18 protein-coding genes are annotated in these 18,833 nt (G+C 72.9%); 10 read left to right on the top strand and 8 right to left on the bottom strand.

Annotated elements, in window-relative coordinates:
- The 7 genes from OHT52_RS29850 to OHT52_RS29820 all read left to right on the top strand — a co-directional run bounded on the left by OHT52_RS29850 (position 1) and on the right by OHT52_RS29820 (position 7,360).
- Positions 1-1,422, top strand: a complete 1,422-nt coding sequence (locus OHT52_RS29850; RefSeq protein WP_328723286.1) for an O-antigen ligase family protein — start codon at positions 1-3, stop codon at positions 1,420-1,422.
- Positions 1,419-3,182, top strand: a complete 1,764-nt coding sequence (murJ, locus tag OHT52_RS29845; RefSeq protein WP_443046714.1) for a murein biosynthesis integral membrane protein MurJ — start codon at positions 1,419-1,421, stop codon at positions 3,180-3,182. The genes OHT52_RS29850 and murJ overlap by 4 nt, the downstream gene beginning before the upstream one ends.
- Complete coding sequence (locus OHT52_RS29840; RefSeq protein ID WP_328723285.1) at positions 3,172-3,978, top strand: polysaccharide deacetylase family protein; 807 nt, start codon at positions 3,172-3,174, stop codon at positions 3,976-3,978. The genes murJ and OHT52_RS29840 overlap by 11 nt, the downstream gene beginning before the upstream one ends.
- Positions 3,975-5,105, top strand: coding sequence for a glycosyltransferase (locus OHT52_RS29835; protein WP_328723284.1), 1,131 nt, complete (start codon positions 3,975-3,977; stop codon positions 5,103-5,105). The genes OHT52_RS29840 and OHT52_RS29835 overlap by 4 nt, the downstream gene beginning before the upstream one ends.
- Complete coding sequence (locus OHT52_RS29830) at positions 5,102-5,788, top strand: lipopolysaccharide biosynthesis protein (RefSeq protein ID WP_328723283.1); 687 nt, start codon at positions 5,102-5,104, stop codon at positions 5,786-5,788. The genes OHT52_RS29835 and OHT52_RS29830 overlap by 4 nt, the downstream gene beginning before the upstream one ends.
- Positions 5,785-6,945, top strand: coding sequence for a GNAT family N-acetyltransferase (locus tag OHT52_RS29825; protein WP_328723282.1), 1,161 nt, complete (start codon positions 5,785-5,787; stop codon positions 6,943-6,945). The genes OHT52_RS29830 and OHT52_RS29825 overlap by 4 nt, the downstream gene beginning before the upstream one ends.
- A 133-nt stretch (positions 6,946-7,078) precedes the next feature.
- The gene (locus OHT52_RS29820) at positions 7,079-7,360 is read left to right on the top strand and encodes a chaplin (protein ID WP_328723281.1); all 282 of its coding nucleotides are present in this window, start codon (positions 7,079-7,081) and stop codon (positions 7,358-7,360) included.
- 94 nt (positions 7,361-7,454) lie between these two features.
- Here the strand turns inward: OHT52_RS29820 and OHT52_RS29815 are convergent, their stop codons facing one another.
- Positions 7,455-8,315, bottom strand: coding sequence for a tyrosinase family protein (locus OHT52_RS29815; protein ID WP_328723972.1), 861 nt, complete (start codon positions 8,313-8,315; stop codon positions 7,455-7,457).
- An 18-nt stretch (positions 8,316-8,333) separates the two neighbouring features.
- The gene (locus OHT52_RS29810; RefSeq protein ID WP_328723280.1) at positions 8,334-8,792 is read right to left on the bottom strand and encodes a tyrosinase family oxidase copper chaperone; all 459 of its coding nucleotides are present in this window, start codon (positions 8,790-8,792) and stop codon (positions 8,334-8,336) included.
- A 232-nt stretch (positions 8,793-9,024) separates the two neighbouring features.
- Here OHT52_RS29810 and OHT52_RS29805 point away from each other — a divergent pair, with 232 nt between their 5' ends.
- Together OHT52_RS29805 and OHT52_RS29800 are read left to right on the top strand one after the other, a co-directional pair.
- Entirely contained in the window at positions 9,025-10,311 is a 1,287-nt protein-coding gene (locus OHT52_RS29805; protein WP_328723279.1) for a cytochrome P450, read from the top strand.
- 82 nt (positions 10,312-10,393) lie between these two features.
- Positions 10,394-11,515 (top strand): glycoside hydrolase family 26 protein, encoded by a 1,122-nt coding sequence (locus OHT52_RS29800; RefSeq protein WP_328723278.1) that lies wholly within the window; start codon positions 10,394-10,396, stop codon positions 11,513-11,515.
- Positions 11,516-11,539: 24 nt separating this feature from the next.
- Here the strand turns inward: OHT52_RS29800 and OHT52_RS29795 are convergent, their stop codons facing one another.
- From OHT52_RS29795 to OHT52_RS29780, 4 genes are all read right to left on the bottom strand, one after another.
- Complete coding sequence (locus OHT52_RS29795; RefSeq protein ID WP_328723277.1) at positions 11,540-12,028, bottom strand: NUDIX hydrolase; 489 nt, start codon at positions 12,026-12,028, stop codon at positions 11,540-11,542.
- Positions 12,029-12,066: 38 nt separating this feature from the next.
- The gene (gene lnt, locus OHT52_RS29790; RefSeq protein WP_328723276.1) at positions 12,067-13,659 is read right to left on the bottom strand and encodes an apolipoprotein N-acyltransferase; all 1,593 of its coding nucleotides are present in this window, start codon (positions 13,657-13,659) and stop codon (positions 12,067-12,069) included.
- Between the two features lie 105 nt (positions 13,660-13,764).
- Complete coding sequence (locus tag OHT52_RS29785) at positions 13,765-14,328, bottom strand: hypothetical protein (RefSeq protein ID WP_328723275.1); 564 nt, start codon at positions 14,326-14,328, stop codon at positions 13,765-13,767.
- Between the two features lie 70 nt (positions 14,329-14,398).
- Complete coding sequence (locus tag OHT52_RS29780) at positions 14,399-15,184, bottom strand: glutamate racemase (protein WP_328723274.1); 786 nt, start codon at positions 15,182-15,184, stop codon at positions 14,399-14,401.
- 57 nt (positions 15,185-15,241) lie between these two features.
- On the opposite strand from OHT52_RS29780, the gene OHT52_RS29775 reads away from it, so the two are divergent.
- Complete coding sequence (locus tag OHT52_RS29775; protein WP_328723273.1) at positions 15,242-16,423, top strand: glycosyltransferase; 1,182 nt, start codon at positions 15,242-15,244, stop codon at positions 16,421-16,423.
- A 45-nt stretch (positions 16,424-16,468) separates the two neighbouring features.
- Here OHT52_RS29775 and OHT52_RS29770 read toward each other — a convergent pair whose 3' ends face one another.
- Both OHT52_RS29770 and OHT52_RS29765 read right to left on the bottom strand, forming a co-directional pair.
- On the bottom strand, positions 16,469-17,818 hold the full coding sequence (locus OHT52_RS29770; protein ID WP_328723272.1) for an ammonium transporter: 1,350 nt from the start codon (positions 17,816-17,818) through the stop codon (positions 16,469-16,471).
- Between the two features lie 55 nt (positions 17,819-17,873).
- Positions 17,874-18,833, bottom strand: a complete 960-nt coding sequence (locus OHT52_RS29765; protein WP_328723271.1) for an urease accessory protein UreD — start codon at positions 18,831-18,833, stop codon at positions 17,874-17,876.

Genomic DNA, 18,833 nt, shown 5'->3' with positions numbered 1-18,833 from the left:
ATGACAACCCCCACGACCGACGCTCCGGTCGCAATCGCCGCGTCGCACGCGTCCACCGCGGCAGTGGCCCCGCCTGCGAAGACAGTGCCGTCAGCCGGGACCGGGCCCGCCCGTCCCTCGTCCGGTGCCCTGGATCTGTGGGCCCTGCTGCCGCTGGTGGCGACCGTCCTGCTGCTCGCCCTCCCCGCCCCCGGCGCCGGAACGCCCGACTCCGGCGGCGCGCACCCGGCCGACCTCGCGTCCGGCGTGGCGGTGCTGTGCTGCCTGGGCAGGCTGCTGGCGCGGCGCGTCCGCCCCCTTCCGGCGGGCGCGGTGCTCGTCGCGGCTCTCGCCGTCACCGGGTTCGCCGTGGCGACCGTCACCGCCTCGGACCCGCTGGCGGCACTGCCCGGCTTCGTGCGCTACCTCCAGATCTTCGTCCTCGTGCCGCTCGCCGTGTGCCTGACGGTCCGGGACGCCCGCGGCTTCCGGCTCCTCACCGCGGCACTCGTCCTGCTCGCACTGGTCCAGGGATTCATCGGAATCCGCCAGTTCGCCACCGGCACCGGAGCCTCGTACATGGGCGAGGAGGTCCGCGCGGTCGGCACGTTCGGCCCCGGCGACATCATGGGCATGGCGACGGTCGTCGCGTACGGACTGCTCGCCGCCGTTCCGTACGCGCTCTGCCCGCCCGCCTCCGCCCGCCGCCGGCTGCGTCCCTGTGCGCTCGCCGTCACGGTGGGGCTGCTCGTGGCCCTCGCCGTCTCGTTCAGCCGGGGCTCGTGGATCGCGGCCGCGCTGGCCGCGCTCACGGTCGTGGTTCTGACCGGGCGGCGCACCGCGACGCGGTCCCTGCTGATCCTGGGCGCGCTGTCGGTGGTCCTGGTCGGCGGGTTCGGCGTCGGCTCCGACATGGTCCGGGAGCGGCTCTCCAGCGTCACCGACGTGGCGCGGGCCCCCGATCGCTCGGTCAACGACCGCTACGCGCTGTGGGAGGCGGCCGGGAGCATGTGGCGGGAGCGTCCGGCGACCGGCGTCGGCCTCAAGGCCTTCCCGGAGTTCCGTGACGGACACGCCTCGATCGGTCTGTCCTCCGGCAGCGACACGGAGGGGGCGGGCCAGGAGTTCCGCAGGCAGTCCCTGCTCTCCCCGCACAACATGTACCTGCTGGTCCTCGGCGAGCAGGGGCTGATCGGGTTCGTCACCGTCGTGGGCGGCTGGCTGGCGGTACTCGTCGCCTCGGTGCGCGCCCTGTTCCTCGCCCGCCGCCGGCGGGCCGGCGCGGTCGACTGCGGGCTGGTGGCCGTGGGACTGGTGGTGTGGCAGACCGTCGACTTCCTGTACGCGGACATCGGCGGGCCCACGACCGTGCTCACGGGTGTCGTGCTGGGGCTGGGCGCGTGGTGGGCGCTGAGCGCCCCGGAGAAGGCGGCCGGCGCGTGAGCGACACCACCACCGGGGCCGGGCGCGGCGCCGGGCCGCCGCCCGGGGCCGAGGAACCCGGGGTGGCGGCGCCCCGCCGCGCGTCCGGCCCGGATCCGGGGCCGCCGGTCGCCGGACGCCCGGCGGTGGATGCCGTCGCCACCGGCGGGAAGGGACCAGGCGGGTCCGCCCCGGTGCTGTCGCGGTTCCTGGCGCGCGCCGCCGCGGCGACCGCGGGGCTGACGCTGGTCGGCGCCGTACTGGGACTGCTGCGCGACCAGACCGTCGCCCACTTCTTCGGCGCGGGCGGCGACAGCGACGCGTTCCTGGTCGCCTGGACCGTCCCGGAGATGGCGGCGACGCTGCTGATCGAGGACGGGATGGCACTGCTGCTGGTCCCTGCGTTCAGCCAGGTGCTGGCCCGCCGGGCGGCCGCGGCCGGACCGGAGGGCAGTGCGGACGAGCCGGTCCGCGCGTTCGTGGCTGCGACGCTCCCGAGGCTCTTCACCCTGCTGGCCGGGGGTGCGGCGCTGCTGTTCGCGGGCGCTCCCTGGGTGGTCGGCATGCTGGCACCCGGACTGGCCGATCCCCGGCTGGCCGTGGACTGCACCCGGCTGACCGCCGTCACGGTGCTCACCTTCGGCGTCACCGGGTACTTCAGCGCGGCACTGCGGGCGCACGGGAGTTTCGGGCCACCGGCCGCCGTCTACGTCGCGTACAACGCCGGCATCATCGTGACGACCCTGGGTCTGCACTCGGTGTGGGGGGTGCGGGCCGCTGCGGTGGGGGTGGCGGTCGGCAGCGCGCTGATGGTCCTGGTCCAGGTCCCCTCCTTCTGTTCCCGGGTGCTCGGCCGGGAGAGGGCCGGGCGGCCGGAGGCCGGGAGCACGGCCGTACCCCGCCTCCCGCGACGTGCCCCGCGACTGCCCGGCGCCGTCGTCCTCGCGCCCGTACTGCTGTTCGTGGTGGCCCGTCAGGCGCAGGTGCTCGTCGAACGGTTCCTCGCCTCCACGCTTCCGGCCGGTTCGATCTCGCACCTGAACTACGCGCAGAAGGTCGCGCAGATGCCGATGGTGCTGTCGTTGATGATCTGCACGGTGACCTTCCCGGTGGTCGCGCAGGCGATGGCGGACGGCGACCGGGAGAGCGCCCGGCTGCGGGTCGAACGTGATCTGGCGCTGGCCGCGCTGGTGGTCCTTCTCGGCACCGCGATGGTCATCGGTTACGCCCCACAGATCATCGAAGTCCTCTTCCAGCGCGGGGCGTTCGACGCGCAGGACACACGCGCCACCGCCGAGGTGATGCGGGTCTACGCACTGGGACTCCTCGGCCACTGTCTCGTGGGCGCGCTGGGCCGGCCGTTCTTCTCCAGCGGGCGCCCCACCTGGTTCCCCGGCTTCGCGATGGCGACCGGGCTGGTGGTGACGGCCGGAACCGGGTTCGCCGTGACGTACTCCTTCGGCGTTCTCGGCATCGCCGCAGCGAACGCGGCGGGAATCACGGTCACGGCGGCGCTCCTGCTCCAGGGGCTCGGCTCCCGGGTGGTCGCCATCGAGGTACGGACCGTGAGCCTCTCCCTCCTGCGCCTTGCGGTGCCCGCCGCGGTCGCCGCCGCGGCCGGCTGGGTCTCGGCGGGCGCCTCCACCGATCCCGTCCTGGGTCTCGCGGCCGGGTGCGTCCTCGTGCCCTGCGTCTTCCTCCTCACCGGACGCGCGTGCCGGGTTCCCGAAGTCGTCCATCTGCTGGCCCTGACCCGACAGAGGTTCGTCCATGGCAAATGATCCGTCGGCGCGCGTCGCCGCACCCCGTTCCCCCCGCCCGGCCGCCGCGGGCCGGCCGTGGATCTGGACCTACCACTCGGTGGGCGATCCCTCGGACGACCCGTACGGCATCACCGTCTCCCCGGAGCGCCTGGAAGCCCAACTGGCCTGGCTGCGAGGCCGTCGGCTGACCGGCGTGGGGGTGGGGACCCTGCTGCGGGAGCACGCCCGGGGCAGGCGCGGCCTGGTGGGCCTGAGCTTCGACGACGGGTACGCGGACTTCGTGGACGAGGCCCTGCCGCTCCTTCGCCGGTACGGCTTCACCGCCACCGTGTTCGTCCTGCCCGGCCGCGACGGCGGAACCAACGACTGGGACCCGAAGGGCCCGCGCAAGCCACTCCTCACCCATGCCCAGGTCCGGCAACTCGCCCGCACGGGAATGGAGGTCGGCTCCCACGGCCTCTACCACCGGGACCTGACGGCGCTGCCCGACGAGGAACTCCACGCGGAGACCCGGCACAGCCGCGAACTCGTCCGCGAACTCACCGGGACCGCCCCGGAGGGCTTCTGCCACCCGTACGGCTACGCCGACCAGCGGGTGCTCGACTCGGTGCGCGAGGCGGGGTACGCGTACGGCTGCTCCCTGCAACCCGGCTCTCTCGTGGGCGTGTTCGCGCTGCCGCGCACCCACGTGAGCCACGCGGACCAGGGCTTGCGGCTGCGCGCGAAGGAGTTGCGGCACCACATGCGCCACCGGGCGGGCCGCACCCCTTCCGGCCCGGTTCCCGCAGGTCCGCTCGCGGAGGCACGCCGGTGAAGGTACTGCACGTCATCACGGGCCTGGGAATCGGTGGCGCCGAACAGCAGCTCCGCCTGATGATCCGTCATCTCCCGGTCAGCTGCGACGTGGTGACGCTCACCAACCCCGGCCCCGTGGCCGAAGGACTGCGCGCCGACGGGGTCCGCGTCACCCACCTCGGCATGGCGGGCAACCGTGACCTGAGGGCCGTGGGCCGGCTCGCCCGGCTCGTCCGTCGCGGCGCGTACGACCTCGTGCACACCCACCTCTACCGGGCCTGCGTCTACGGGCGGGTCGCCGCGCGGCTGGCCGGGGTCCGCGCGGGCGTCTCCACCGAACACTCCCTGGGGCACGCGGAGATCGAGGGCCGTCCGCTGACCGCCGGCACCCGCGCGCTCTATCTGGGCACCGAACGGCTGGGTTCCGCGACGGTCGCGGTCTCCCCCACCGTGGCCGGCCGGCTGCGGCAGTGGGGGGTGCCCGACGAGCGCATCCACGTGGTGCCGAACGGCATCGACGCGCGGGCTTTCCGGTTCGACGCCCACTCCCGGCGCGCCACCCGGGCGAGCCTCGGCCTGTCCCCGGACGCCTTCGTGGTCGGGGGCGTGGGCCGGCTCGTCCCGGGCAAGCGGTTCGACGTACTCGTGCGGGCCGTCGCTGCGCTGCCCGGCGTCCGGCTGGTACTGGCCGGGGAGGGGCCCGAACTCGCCTCGCTGCGCGCCTTGGCGCAGCGGCTCGGGGCGGGCGACCGCGTTCTCTTCCTCGGAGCGTGCGACGCCTCGGGGCCCGGCCCGGACGTGCCCGCGGTGCTCGGCGCGGTCGACGTGTTCGTGTCCGCGTCCCGCGAGGAGTCGTTCGGACTGGCCGTCGTGGAGGCGCTCGCCTCGGGTCTGCGCGTCCTGCAGCACACCTGCCCCGCGCTCGACGACCTCCCCGCCGGCAGCGCCCCCGGCGCCCGCCGGATCACCGGCGATCCCGTCGAACTCGCCTCCGCCCTGAAGAGTCTGGCGGAACTCGGTCCCCAGCGGCTTCCCCCGCCCGCCGCCGTCGCCGCGTACGACATCCGGCGCAGCAGCCACCACCTCATGGACGTGTACCGCCACGTCCTCGCCACGTCCCGTCCCCTGGAAAGAGCAGAGTCATGACCGAAACTCCCGCCCAGACCCCGGCCGCTCCCGGGCGGACCCGCCGCCTCCGTTCCGCCCTCCGTCCGCCCGTCTGGTGGCCGTTGCCCGCCTGCGCCCTGCTGGGCGCCGCCTGCGGGATCTCGTACGGTCTGCTCACGCCGAAGAGTTACGAGGCCACCGGGTACGCGATGACCGTCGCGGCGACGAAGACGACCGACCCGGTGGCAGCGCTCGGGTACGCGCAGTCGTACGGCCGGCTGGCGACCGGCGACGCGACCCTCGGCTACGCGCAGGGCGCGGCGGGCGAACCGTTGCGGAAGCTGCGGGGCCACGTCCGTGCGGAGACCTCCCCCGACTCGCCGATGATCGCGGTCACCGGCACGGCGTCCCGGCCCCGGCAGGCGGCCGAGATCGCGGACGCCGTGGTCGAGGCCCTCATCGTCAGCGGGGGCCACGTCTCCAAGGACACCGGGGTGAAGTTGATCCAGTTCACCCACGCGGTCGCGCCGAACGACCCGGCCTCGCCCTCCGTGCCGCTCTCCGCGGCGGTCGGCGGCAGTGCGGGCGGGCTCGTCGGCGGCCTGCTGCTCCTCGTCCGGCGGCGCCCCGAGGAGCACCCGGCCCAGGCTCCGGCCCAGGTACCGGGACCGGCGCACGAGGCCGAGTCGCTGATGCCCGAGGAACGGGAGCCCGCGCGATGACACCCGTACGACAGGATCCGCTGGGCGTCACGCTCTGCCGGGACGGCCGGGTCTTCGCCGCCCTCGCACCGGAGTGGGACGCGCTGCACCGCCGCTGCCCTTCGGCCACGCCGTTCCAGAGCCACGCCTGGCTGCACTCCTGGTGGCTGTCGTACGGGCAGGACCGGAATCTCAGGGTCCTCCTGGTGCGGCGCGGCGGGGTGCTGGTCGGTGCGGCGGCTCTGCTGCTCGCCCACCGTCCGATGCCCGTGCTGATGCCGATGGGCGGGGCGATCTCGGACTTCTTCGACATCCTCGTCGACGAGGGGTCCGGGGAAGCCGAGACCGATGCGGTGGTCGACGCCCTGGCCCGCGGCCTCCACCGGGCCGCCCGCTCCACCGTGATCGATCTGCGCGAGGTGCGCCCGGACGCCCTTGCGCAGCGGCTCTTCGCCGGCTGGACGGGGCCCCGGGTCCGGCTCACGGACTCCACCTGCATGGAGTTGCCGGCCGCGCCGCTCGCCACGCTGGTCCTGGAGATGTCGGGCTCCCGCGCCCAGCGGGTGCGGGCCAAGCTCAGGAAGGTCGAGGCGCTGGGCGTCGTGTGCCGGGAGGTGCCGGTCGAGCGGGTGCCGGGGACCGTGGGTGATCTGTTGCGGCTGCACGCCCTGCAGTGGAGCGGGCGGGGCGTCAATCCCGAGCACCTGCGCCCCCGGTTCGCGGCCCATCTGACGCACGCGGCGGTGCGGATGGTCCGCGACGGCGGGGCGACGCTCACGGAGTTCCTGCTGGACGGGGAGGTGCTGGCGGCGAACCTGTCGCTGCACTCGGGTCCGCTGACCGGCTGCTACCTGTACGGCGCGCATCCCCGGCTGCGGGAGCGGAAGGTGGACGTGGCGACCCTGCTGCTGCGCGAGGTCTCGCGGCAGGCGGCGGCCGACGGGCGCCGGACGCTGAGCCTGTTGCGTGGCGCGGAGCAGTACAAGAGCTACTGGCAGCCGGTCTCGGTGGTCAACCAGCGGCTGCTGCTGTCGCGGCCGGCGCTCGAGCCGGTGCTCCGGCTGCGTGCGTCGCAGGTGGCGGCGAGGGACCGGGCGGCGAGGACGGTGAAAGCGCGCTTCCCCGCGGCGCGGGAGTGGCACGAGCGGCTCACCGCTCTGGCGGGGGTGGGCCACTGAGCCATCCGGCGGAGCCGTACCCAGAACTCCGCGCGGATCCGTTACCGCTCGCCGTCCCCCGCGTTGGTCAGTCGGTACGGGGCCGCAATACCCCGTAGCTCCACAACGAAACGTTCTTCCATAGGAGTTCTTGATGTCGCGTATCACGAAGGTCGCCGCCGTCCTGGCGGGAACCGGCGCCCTCATCGCCGGCGGCGCCGGCTTCGCCTCGGCCGACGCCGGGGCCGGTGCGGTCGCCGCGGGCTCCCCCGGTGTCGTCTCGGGCAACGTCATCCAGGTGCCCGTGCACGTCCCGGTCAACGTCTGCGGCAACACGATCAACGTCGTCGGCCTGCTGAACCCGGCGTTCGGCAACACCTGCGTCAACGGCTCGGCCCAGCCGCAGCCGCTCCACGAGGACGCGTACGGTCACTGACCCGGACACACCGACGGCGGCCGTTCTCCCCTCCTCATCCCCGGAGGGGAGAACGGCCGCCGTGCTGTGCGGCGCCGTACGGGGAACGTACGGGTCAGGCGTAGCGGTAGACGCGGCTGTGGTCGAGCAGCCGGGACGGCGCGATTTCCCAGGGCGGCAGCGGCTCGTTCCGTGCGAACACCCGGCCGTGTTGCGGATCGTCGCCGGCGAGTCCGCGGGCGGGCAGGTAGCCGGACCCCGGATGGGCTCTCTGCCAGCGGTCCCAGAGCCTGTCGATGAACGCGTGGTGCAGCCAGAACACCGGATCGTTCGGGGAGCCGGCCCCCGCCATCGCGCCGCCGACCCAGCGGTGCACCTGGTTGTGGTTGCTGATGGCCCGAGCCCCTCGGACGCCCCATCCCTCCACCCGGTTGCGGAAGCCGGTCCGGCTGAGGCTGTTCCACGGTTCGGCGTCGTACAGCGGGTCGTCCAGCGCCTTCTGGACGTCCCCAGCCGTGGGCAGTGCCACCGGATCGGCCGGCCTGCCGAAGTCACGGGTCAGGAAGAGGCCGTCCGTGACGCCGTTGCTGAGGGACCAGTTCCCCTCGCGGTGGGCGAAGGGCCCCGTCGTGACCTGCCGGTCCCCCTCCCTCCCGTTGCCGCCCAGGAAGTCCGGCGTCCACGGCGGACCCCCGGGTGAGCGGTCGAGGGTCCAGTCCCAGTACGGGACGGAGACCGCGGGGTCGGTCTCGCGCAGAGCCTGCTCGAACTCCAGCAGGTACTGACGGTGCCAGGGGAAGAACGACGGGGTCATGTGTGCCGCCCGGGGCCGGTCCTCCCCGTCGGTGACGTAGAACTCGCGGTGCATCGCCACGAAGTCGTCGTACCTACCCGAGCGCTTGATCGTCAGTACGGCGTCGACGAACCTCCTCCGTTCGGTCCGGGTGAGATCGCGCTGGTTCTTTCGGCTGTACACCATCCACCTGTCCTTCGGTCAGATGCCCCGGGGCGCGGCGGACAGCCGTGCCGTGCCCAGTACGTCGACCGCGGCGCGCGCGGCTGCGAGGGGCGTCGGATGCGACTCGTAGTGGGCGACCATGCTGACGCAGCTCCCGTCGGCCCGGCGCATGAGGTGCAGGGGGTCGCCGTCGATGCTGACCTCGGGGTGGAGCCCGGCGCTGCTCGCGGAGCGGACGCCGGTCCGGCCGGCGCCGCCCGGACCCGCGTCCGCGCGCACCCGGATCGTCCTTCCCCGGTACGTCTCGGTGACCTCCCCCGGGGCCGCGGCCCGAGCCGTGCCGTCGCCGCTCTCCGGGCCGCGGGCGACGATCGGCTCCCAAGCGGCTCCGGTCCCGGCCACGACTCCCACCCCGAACAGGGCGCGCAGCACACCCCTGCGGGTGGCCGCGATCCGCTTGCCCGCGGGACCTCGGGCCTTCCTGCTCGAACCCATCTGCGTCCGCCTCTCCGTAACCATCGGTGATCTTTTCGGTCAAGCCGCTTGTCGGTGCGGCTGGTGCCGACGCCCATCAGACGGTGCGTGCCGCCCTGCCGCCCGTAACGGCTCGCCGTACCGCCGGTCAATCCCTCAACCGTGGGAAATCGGGGCAGTTCGCGGCCACGTCGAGCCTCGGGCGTGTAAGGCCGGGACAGCATGGGAGACCCGACTGCCGAAGGTGGTGGACATGAGCGTGCCCGGACAGGTCCCCGGTCTGCGTACGGAGCGGCCGAAGGACATCGATCTGGCGGACCCCGCGTTCTGGCGGCTGCCGCGTGCCGAGCGGCTGCGGGCGTTCGCGCTGCTGCGCGAACTCGACGCTCCGGTGCGGTTCACCGCGCGTACCGGCCGGGAGAACGGGCTGTCCTTCTACGCGCTGGTGAAGCACGCCGACGTCAAGGCCGCGAGCCGGCGGGCGGACGTCTTCGCGAGCGCGCCGGGCGTCACCGTCCCGGAACCCGCCCGCTGGGCCAAGGCCGTCTTCGGCAACTCGATGGTGAACATGGACGGCGCCGGCCACGCGGGGCTGCGCCGGATCGTCTCCCGTGCGTTCACCCCGCGCCTGCTCGCGGAGGCGGAGGAGAACATCGCCCGGGTGACTCGCCGGCTGGTGGACGAGGCGGTGGCCGGCCGTTCCACCGACTTCATGCGGTCCGCCCCCGCCCGTCTGCCCTTCGAGGTCATCTGCGACCTGATGGGCATTCCGGCGACGTTCCGGCCGTGGATCGCCGCCCAGATCGACCACGCGTCGAGCCACGTCGGCGTGGAGCGGCGCGGACTGGCACGGATCCGGGTGCCTGGCCGGGGGTTGCGGTCGCTCGCCCGGATGCAGCTCGTGATGGCGCGCCTCGCGCACGAGCGGCGTCGCCAGCCCACCGGCGACCTGATCTCGGCCCTGGTCCGCGCCGACGTGGACGGCCAGTCGCTCGGCGCCCGCGAACTCGGCGCCTTCTTCTCGCTGCTGCTGGTCGCGGGGGTCGAAACGACGAGGAACGCGCTGGCGCACGGAATGGCCCTGCTGTCCCGGTTCCCGGATCAGCGCGCGCTGCTGGTGTCCGGTCTCGACCGGCACATCGACGGGGCGGTGGAGGAGATCGTCCGCCACTCCACACCGATCATCCAGTTCCGGCGGACGGTCACCACCGAGCACGAGCTCGGCGGGCGTGTCTTCCGCCGGGGTGACAAGGCCGTTCTCTTCTACGCCTCCGCCAATCGCGACGAGTCCGTGTTCGCGGAGCCGGACCTCTTCGACGTCACCCGCTCGCCCAACCCGCATCTCGGGTACGGGGGCGGCGGCCCGCACCACTGCCTCGGCGCGCACCTGGCCCGACTGGAGATGCGGGCCCTCTTCACGGAGGTCCTCGCCCGGACCGACACCGCGCGGGCGCTCGGCGATCCGGAGCTGGTGGACTCCAACTTCGACAACCGGGTCCGGGGTCTGCCGCTGACCTTCGATCCGGTCCCGATGCCGTAGTCGGTGTCCGCCCGAGCCAGCCCGCCCATGGAGCCGAGCCGCCGCCGGACCGGCCGAAGACCACCGATACCGAGGAGCACTCGTGTCCCGTAGTCGCCGTATCGTCAATCTCTGTGTGGGAACGGTCGCGGCCGGTGTGCTCGCCGTCAGCGGTGCCTCCGGTTTCCGGGTCACCGGGACCGGTTCCACCGACGGTGCCGGACCGCATGCCGATCCGAGCAGCACGGCGGTCGGCGCCTACCTGGACTACGGGCCCGAAGGCGTCGCCCGCATGGCGGAGATGTCCCAGTGGCTCGGTGGGAAGGAGTTGCGGGTCGGGCACAGCTACCTCCCGGGCGACCTCTGGGTGAACATCGAGGGCTCCGTCGACTTCCTGGGAGCGTGGGCGGCCTGGCGGCAGGCGCGTCCCGACCGGATGTTCGTCCTCAACACGCCGATGCTGGAGCGGAACGAGGTGCGGGTGTCGGACACCGCGGTGCGCAGGCGGCTGCTGTCCGGCGCTGCGGGCCTGTACGACCGGCATTTCCGCAAGCTCGCCGAGCGGCTGGTCGGGCTGGGGATCCCGGACACCGTGATCGTGCTGGGCTGGGAGATGAACGGCACCACCTACGCCCACCGGTGCGGGCCCGACCCGGCGGCCTGGAAGGCGTACTGGCAGCGGATCGTCACCGCCATGCGCTCGGTCGCGGGCCAGCGGTTCCGCTTCGACTTCGCGCCGAGCCGTGGGCGGGACGCCGTTCCCTGGACCGACTGCTATCCCGGTGACGACTTCGTGGACATCGTCGGCATGGACTCGTACGACCAGCCGCCGGGCGAGAACTTCGACGACCAGGTACACGGCGAGTACGGGCTCCAGAAGCACGTGGACTTCGCGGCCGAGCACGGGAAGCCGATCTCATATCCGGAGTGGGGCCTCTTCCGCAACGGCGACAACCCCGAGTACATGCGCCGGATGCTCGAATGGATGGACCTCCACCCGCCCGTTTACCAGACGATCACGGACTACTGCCCGCACGGGGTGTGGGGGTGCACCGGGAACCCTGAGGCGTCGAAGCTCTACCGGTCCTTCCTCATGGACGAGAACCGGCCGGTCCCCGGCCCTGCGGGCAACTCCCCCGGCCCCGGCGAATGGTGCTTCCCGCTGTCGCTGAGCGACTGGATCACCGACTGGGCGAAGAGCCGGCGGATCTGCGTACGGCTCTGAGTCCCGAGGTCGCCGGCGCCGGCCTCAGCCGAGGTCGGCGCCGTCCGCGGCCCTGAACCAGGTGGGTCCGTCGGTGAGGGACTGCTTGATCCGCAAGCGTGCGAACTCGGCCAGCGGCGGCAGCGCGTCCAGGGCGAACCAGCCCACCTCCAGCGACTCGTCGTCGTTGACGCGCGGTTCTCCGCCCGTCGCCCGGCACCGGAAGGTGACGTCGAGGTACTGGCAATGGTCCCCGTTGGGGTACTCCACCGGCTCCAGCGCCTCGGTGAGCACCACGCGTTCGGCCACACAGCGCACGGCGGTCTCCTCGTACACCTCGCGTTCGGCGGTCCGCGCGGGCTGCTCACCCGGTTCCGGGATGCCACCGATGATCGACCATTTGCCGGTGTCGGCCCGCCTGCCGAGGAGGACCCGCCCGTCGTCGTCGAAGACGACCGCGCTCACCCCGGGCAGCAGGAGCAGCTGGTGGCCGGCCGTGGCCCTGATGGCGCGGATGAAGTCGGGAGTAGCCATGCGTGAAAGCCTAACGTGATATTCGAACAGTACGACGGTCAGACAGAACGACGGGCCCTGCGGGAGCGGACCGCGGCAAGGACGAGACCGGCGGCGGCGAAGAGCGCGACGACCCCTTCGGGCAGTGCGCCCATCCGGGTGGCGGGGGTCAGCGAGGACCGCAGGGGCACCTCGTCCACCAGGGCGGCGGGGGTGAAGAACCCGGACCTCTCCATGATCGTGCCGTCCGGCCGGATGATGGCGCTGACCCCGCTGGTGACCGGTACGACGACCGCACGCCCGTGCTCCACCGCCCGCACCTGGGACATCGCGAGCTGCTGGTAGGTCATCTCGCTGCGGCCGAAGGTGGCGTTGTTGCTCGGTACGGCGATCAGCTGGCCGCCGGCCTTCACGGTGTCGCGCACGGCGTCGTCGAACGCGGCCTCGTAGCAGGTCACCAGGCCGACCTTGGTGCCGGCCAGGTCGAACACGCCGACCTTGGTGCCGGAGCCGAAGTCGCGCTGGACACGGTCGACGTCCTTGCTGAAGACACGGGCGACCGAGCGCATCGGCATGTACTCCCCGAACGGCTGGATGTGCCGCTTGTCGTACGTGTCCAGGGGGCCCTTCTCCGGGTCCCACTGGATCAGGGTGTTGCGCAGCTTGCCGGTGTCGGGTTCGACGACCGCGCCGATCACCGTGGGGACTCCGATGGCCCGGACCGCCCGGTCGATGACCTCCCGGGCGTCGGGGTTGCGGTAGGGGTCGAGGTCGGAGGAGTTCTCCGGCCAGAGGACGAAGTCGGGCTGCGGTACCTTGCCCGCCTTCACGTCCGCCGCGAGCTGCTCGGTGACCCGGACGTGGTTGTCGAGCACGGCGCGCCGCTGGGAGTTGAAGTCCAGCCCCAGGCGCGGCACGTTGCCCTGGATCGCGGCGACGGTCGCGGTGCCGTCCTCCGCGGAGTTGTCGACCAGCGCGAGCGAGCCGAAGGCGCCTGCGACGGGGACCAGCACCGCGGCGGCGGCCATCGCGGTCGCCGCGCGCGGGAGCTCCCCGGTCGAGCGGTACGCGCGTACCTGCCGGGCCGCCTCGAAGAGACCGAACCCGCAGAGGACCACGGCGAAGGAGAGGAGCGGGGTGCCGCCGAGCGCGGCGATCGGCAGGAAGGCGCTCTCGGCCTGGCCGAAGGCGATCTTGCCCCAGGGGAACCCGCCGAACGGCACCCGGGCCCGGACCGCTTCGTCCAGGGTCCAGACGGCCGCCGCCCAGAACGGCCAGTACGCGAGTCTGGACACGGCGGCGATGCCGACGCAGCCCACCGCGACGAAGAGCGCCTCGGCCGCGGCCAGAGCCAGCCACGGCACCGCACCGACGTCCTCGCCGGTCCAGTGCAGCAGCGGCAGCATGAAGCCGAGTCCGGCCAGCAGGCCCAGACCGAACGCCGCGCGCGGGCGGCGTTCGCGCAGGACCCAGCCGAGCAGGGCGAAGCCGGGCAGGACCAGCCACCACAGGGGGCGGGGCGGGAAGCTCAGGTACAGCAGCACTCCGGAGAGTACGGCCGCGGCGGGCCTGGCCCGGGTGAGCCATGGCCTGCGGGGGCGGGACTCGGGAACGGGCGACGGTTCCTCGACGGAGGTGATGGTGGCGCTCACCTGCGGGAGTCTACGGGCGACGGCTGCGCACGCGGCAACGGGGAGACCGGGTGTTCCAGGGACGCCTGCTCGCGGAGTGGGCGTCCGGGCGGTCGGGTCCTGCGGTCAGGCCTCGGCCGGCTTGCCCGCCGCCGGGAGGCGGAGCCGGTCGCGGATGAACCGCACGGCGGCCTCCGCGTTGTCCACCGTGACGGTGAACGACATGCCGTCGCCGAGCCGGAGCAGCAGCGCCTCGCCCCGGCGCACCACGACGGCGGTGCCCTGTTCGGGGCGCCAGCGGTAGCCCCATCCGCCCCACTGGCGCGGGGTGACGCGGGGGACGAACTCGGCCCCCACGACATGGGTGAGCAGGATGCGGCGGCGCGGCAGCCCCATGTGGCCGCAGCGGACCTCCAGGGCGTCGCCGTCCACCTTCACCGCGACATGGACGAAGGCGAGGGTGCCGTAGAGCATCAGGAGCCCGGCGGCGACGCAGCCGACCACCGACATCACCAGAGGTACGACGCCGGAGGTCCAGTTGGAATCGAGGGCGATCTCGACCCCGAGGGCCAGGCACGCCGCCCCCACGAAGGCGAGCAGCCACTGCGCGCGGTTGGTCGCCTTGCCGGTCCACACCGTGGACGGCGCCTGGGTCGAGCCGTGCGCCGCACGGCCGGGGTGGTCCGTCATGCTCAGCAGCGTACCCATGACCCGCGCCGGCGCGGCGGGCGTCGCCGGGCCGATCGGGCGGTCGCAGCGGTCAGCCGGAGGCGACCACGCCCCGCAGCAGCCGGCCTTCGGCGTAGGTGAGAGCGGCATCCGGCAGGCCGGCCTCGTGGCCGCTGAGGAGGACGGTGAGAGTTCCGGTCGGTTCGGCCGACGGGGCGGGTTCGGCGCCGACGCGGCGCAGCGCTTGCGCGGCCACGGCCCCGGCGGAACCGTGCAGGACGACCGGAGGGCGGCCGGGCCGCCGGAGGGCGTCGGCGACGCGGTCGGCGACCAGTTCGTAGTGGGTGCAGCCGAGGACGACGGTGCCGGCGTCGGCCGGGGTGAGGGCTGCGGCGGCGGCGACGGCGCGGTCGATCGCGTCCTCGTCGGCGTACTCGATCGCGTCGGCCAGTCCCGGGCAGGGCACCTCGGTGACGTCCACTCCGGCCGCGAATTCGCTGATCAGCCCGCGCTGGTAGGGGCTGCCGGTGGTGGCGGGGGTGGCCCAGATGGCGAAGGGTCCGCCGCCGGCGGCCGCGGGCTTGATCGCCGGTACGGTGCCGATGACCGGCAGCGCGGGCTCCAGTTCGGCGCGGAGCGCGGGCAGCGCGCGCACGGACGCCGTGTTGCAGGCGACGACCAGGGCATCCGGCCGGAGCGCCGCTGCGGCGCGGGCCACGGCGAGCGCGAGCGCGGTGACGTCCTCGGGCGTGCGCGGTCCCCAGGGCATGGTCCCGGGGTCCGAGGACAGCACCAGATCGGCGTCGGGGCGCAGTCGGCGCACCTCGGCGGCGGCCGCCAGCAGGCCGATTCCTGAGTCCATGAGCGCGATCTTCACCCGGTCACCTTATGCCACCCCCCTCCGCGGCCGGTCGGACTGGGGCAGACTCGGCGGATGAGCGCCGTTGCCTGGATCGCCGTGGGTTCCTTGATCGCGTGGGTGTGGTTGTTGCTCGGCCAGGGTTTCTTCTGGATCACGGACCAGCGGTTGCCCGTGCGGGCGGAACCGGCGCGCTGGCCCTCGGTCGCCGTCGTCGTACCGGCCCGGGACGAGGCCCCGGTCCTGCCGGTGAGCCTTCCCTCGCTGCTGGCGCAGGACTATCCCGGCGAGGTCTTCGTCGTCCTCGTCGACGACTGCAGTACGGACGGCACCGGAACTCTCGCGCGGGAGCTGGCGGACCGCTGCGGCGGGCTGGAGCTCCGGGTCGTCCACCCGGGCGAGCCGGAACCGGGGTGGACGGGCAAGCTGTGGGCGGTGCGGCACGGGATCGCCGTGGCGCGGCGGCGGAACCCGGAATTCCTGCTGCTGACCGACGCGGACATCGCCCACGAGCCGGACAGCCTGCGGGAGCTGGTGGCGGCGGCGGGTCCCGCGGGTCCGGACGGCTACGCCCTGGTCTCCCAGATGGCCCGGCTCCGGGTGGAGAGCTGCTGGGAGCGGCTGGTGGTGCCGGCCTTCGTCTACTTCTTCGGGCAGCTCTTCCCCTTCCGCCGGGTGAACCGGCAGGGGGCGCGGACCGCCGCGGCGGCCGGCGGCTGCGTGCTGCTGCGCGACGAGGCCGCGGTACGGGCGGGAGTCCCGGAGTCCATCCGGCAGGCGGTGATCGACGACGTGTCGCTGGCGCGGGTGGTGAAGCGCACCGGCGGCCGGATCTGGCTGGGGCTCGCGGAGCGGGTGGACAGTGTCCGCCCCTACCCGGGGCTCGGGGAGCTGTGGCGGATGGTCTCGCGGAGCGCGTACGCGCAGCTGGGCCACAGTCCGTTGCTGCTCGCGGGGACGGTGCCGGGTCTCGCGCTCGTCTACCTCGCGCCGCCGGCGACGCTGGTGACCGGTTCGGTCCTGGACGACCCGGCGGCCGCGTGGGCCGGAGGACTGGCGTGGGCGGTCATGACGGGGACGTATCTGCCGATGCTGACGTACTACCGCCAGTCGCTCTGGCTCGCGCCGCTGCTGCCCTTCACGGCCTCGCTGTACCTGCTGATGACGGTCGACTCGGCCGTCCAGCACTACCGGGGGCGGGGCGCGGCCTGGAAGGGGCGTACCTATGCCCGGCCGGAGGCCGCCCCGGAGCCGTGAGGGCACGCCCACCGGGCCGTGGCGGACGCGAGTGGGGGAAACGGCCTACCGGGATTCCTCCCGGGCGCGCAGCAGCCGGGTGATCTGCTCTACGAGCTCGTCGTCGCTGGTCACAGGCTTCCCGGAGACCAGTGCGCCGAGGCGCTCCGCCGTCTGGAAGTCGTACGCGCGTTCCTGCTCCTCGCCCGGCACCCCTTCGTACTCGGCCTTGTCGCGGAAGCCGACGGTCAGGTCGACGAGTTTGGCGATGAGCCAGGTGAGGACGAAGGAGAACGCGATCACCGCGAGGACGGCGAGGACCTGCTTGCCCAGCAGGCCCCAGCCACCGCCGTAGAAGAGCCCTTTCTTGCCGCTGATCCGGGCGGTGGCGAACAGGCCGACCATGATCAAGCCGATCAGGCCGCCGACGCCGTGCACGCCCACCACGTCCAGGGTGTCGTCCACCCCGAAGCGGTACTTCAAAGTGATGGCGAAGGCGCAGACAGCGCCCACCACCAGTCCGGTGACGACCGCTCCGAGGGTGTTGATCTCGCCGCAGGCGGGGGTGATGGCCACCATGCCGGCGACGGCCGAGGAGACGACGCCCATGGTGGTGACCTTGCCGGTACGCCATTTCTCGACCAGTGGCCAGGTGACCATCGCACCGGCGGCGCCGAGCTGGGTGTTGATGAACGCCGCCGCCGCGGTGCCCTGGTCGCTCAGCGCGGAGCCGGAGTTGAATCCGAACCAGCCGAACCAGAGGAGGCCCACACCGATCACGACGAGCGGGATGTTGTTGGGCCGTTCCTCACGCCGGGCGAAGTCGCGCGGTGCACGCAGCACCAGCGCGACGGCGAGTCCGGCCACCCCGGAGTTGAGCTCCACCGGGAGACCTCCGGCGAAGTCGAGTGCCCCCAGGTGCTTCACGATCCAGCCGTCGGTGTCGAACACCCAGTGGGCGAGAGGGATGTAGACGATCAGGAGCCACAGGACGACGAAGACGAGCCAGCCCCTCATCGTGGCGCGGTCGGCGATGGATCCGCTGATCAGGGCCACGGTGATGATCGCGAAGCCCATCTGGAAGGTGCTGTACACGTAGGTCGGGATGTGTCCGGACAGGGTGGTCAGTTCGATTCCGCGCATGAAGACGTGGTCGAGGTTTCCGATCAGGCCGGCGCCCCCGACGTCCGGACCGAAGGCGAGGGTGTAGCCGATGACCCACCAGAGGAGCGTGCCGAACGCGAGTGCGGCGAAGCTCATCTTGATCATCATCAGGATGTGCTTGGTGCGCACCATGCCGCCGTAGAAGAACGCCAGTCCCGGCGTCATCAGCAGCACCATGGCGGTGGAAGCGAGCAGCCAGGCGGTGTCGCCGGAGTCGTACGCGGGCGGCATCGGCGCGGGAGCGGTGTTCATCGGCGGGCACCTCGGGGGTGTGGGGGCTGCTTCTTACGGGCAGGGCTCGGCAGGACTACGGTTTGCGCAGGTTCGGCGCGAGGTGGCCGGTGAGGAGACGGTGCACCGCTTGGCGTACGGCCTCGTGCGCCGCGGCGACGCGGACGGGACTGTCGTCCAGGAACCGGACCCAGGTGCCGCATTCCCGGGGCAGTGTGCTGACTCCGAAGAGGACGCCCGAGCCGGCCAGCGCGGTGTGCAGGGTGTCGGCGATCTCGGTGGCCGGGGCCCGGTCGGTCACGACGAAGACCGAGGCGACGTGGTCATGCCCGGCGAAAACGCCCGGCCCCACCACTCCCCCGCCGGGTCCGCCCGGTGTCAGACGCACCGTGTCGACACCGAGGAGGGTGCCGTCGGGACGGGTGAACCGCAGATCGGTGGCGAGGGTGCGGTAATCGTGGCGCTCGCCGCGGGCGAGCCGCCCGGCGGTGAGAGTGTCGCCGAGCACCACGGTCGCGCCGGGGGCGACCACGACTTCGCTGCACTGGTAGAACCGTGAGTCCTTGAACAGGATCAGCGGGTCCGGCAGGTACTCGACGTAGCTGCCCTCCTCCGCCCTCAGGTGCACACGCTGGCTGGCGAAGTCGTGCTCCATCCGGAAGACCTTGGTGGCCGCCTGAGTGGTGAGATGCAACTGGGTTCCCGGCCCGCAGCGGACGTCGATCCGGTAGCGATCCGCCTGGGCGACCCCGCCGCCGGTCGCCATCATGTAGACGTGGCTCATGCCGGGCATGGCGGGGTCGATCCACAGCGGGCGCATGATCTGCAGGGGCGACTTCTGGTAGCGCTCGACAAGTTCGGTGCGTCCGTCCCGTACCTCGAAGGCGAGGTCGAGGATGCCCACCTTGGCCGGGGAGCCGGCCGCGAGTGTGTCGGGCACGGAGGCCAGGGCCGCCACGTCCGGGGGGAGGCGGGACGCCGCGTAGTACGCGGGAGCCAGCCGGTCGGTCGTGGCGGCGGGCGGCGTGGACGGCAT

The sequence above is a fragment of the Streptomyces sp. NBC_00247 genome (assembly GCF_036188265.1).
GTDB lineage: Bacteria > Actinomycetota > Actinomycetes > Streptomycetales > Streptomycetaceae > Streptomyces.
The sequence above is the reverse complement of the archived record's forward strand: the minus strand, read 5'-3'. Positions and strand labels throughout refer to the sequence as shown.

Coding starts and splice junctions, on each gene's coding strand:
- OHT52_RS29850 (WP_328723286.1), top strand. CDS start 1: ATGACAACCCCCACGACCGACGCTCCGGTCGCAATCGCCGCGTCGCAC.
- OHT52_RS29840 (WP_328723285.1), top strand. CDS start 3,172: ATGGCAAATGATCCGTCGGCGCGCGTCGCCGCACCCCGTTCCCCCCGC.
- OHT52_RS29830 (WP_328723283.1), top strand. CDS start 5,102: ATGACCGAAACTCCCGCCCAGACCCCGGCCGCTCCCGGGCGGACCCGC.
- OHT52_RS29825 (WP_328723282.1), top strand. CDS start 5,785: ATGACACCCGTACGACAGGATCCGCTGGGCGTCACGCTCTGCCGGGAC.
- OHT52_RS29820 (WP_328723281.1), top strand. CDS start 7,079: ATGTCGCGTATCACGAAGGTCGCCGCCGTCCTGGCGGGAACCGGCGCC.
- OHT52_RS29810 (WP_328723280.1), bottom strand. CDS start 8,792: ATGGGTTCGAGCAGGAAGGCCCGAGGTCCCGCGGGCAAGCGGATCGCG.
- OHT52_RS29805 (WP_328723279.1), top strand. CDS start 9,025: ATGAGCGTGCCCGGACAGGTCCCCGGTCTGCGTACGGAGCGGCCGAAG.
- OHT52_RS29795 (WP_328723277.1), bottom strand. CDS start 12,028: ATGGCTACTCCCGACTTCATCCGCGCCATCAGGGCCACGGCCGGCCAC.
- OHT52_RS29785 (WP_328723275.1), bottom strand. CDS start 14,328: ATGACGGACCACCCCGGCCGTGCGGCGCACGGCTCGACCCAGGCGCCG.
- OHT52_RS29775 (WP_328723273.1), top strand. CDS start 15,242: ATGAGCGCCGTTGCCTGGATCGCCGTGGGTTCCTTGATCGCGTGGGTG.
- OHT52_RS29770 (WP_328723272.1), bottom strand. CDS start 17,818: ATGAACACCGCTCCCGCGCCGATGCCGCCCGCGTACGACTCCGGCGAC.
- OHT52_RS29765 (WP_328723271.1), bottom strand. CDS start 18,833: ATGCCGTCCACGCCGCCCGCCGCCACGACCGACCGGCTGGCTCCCGCG.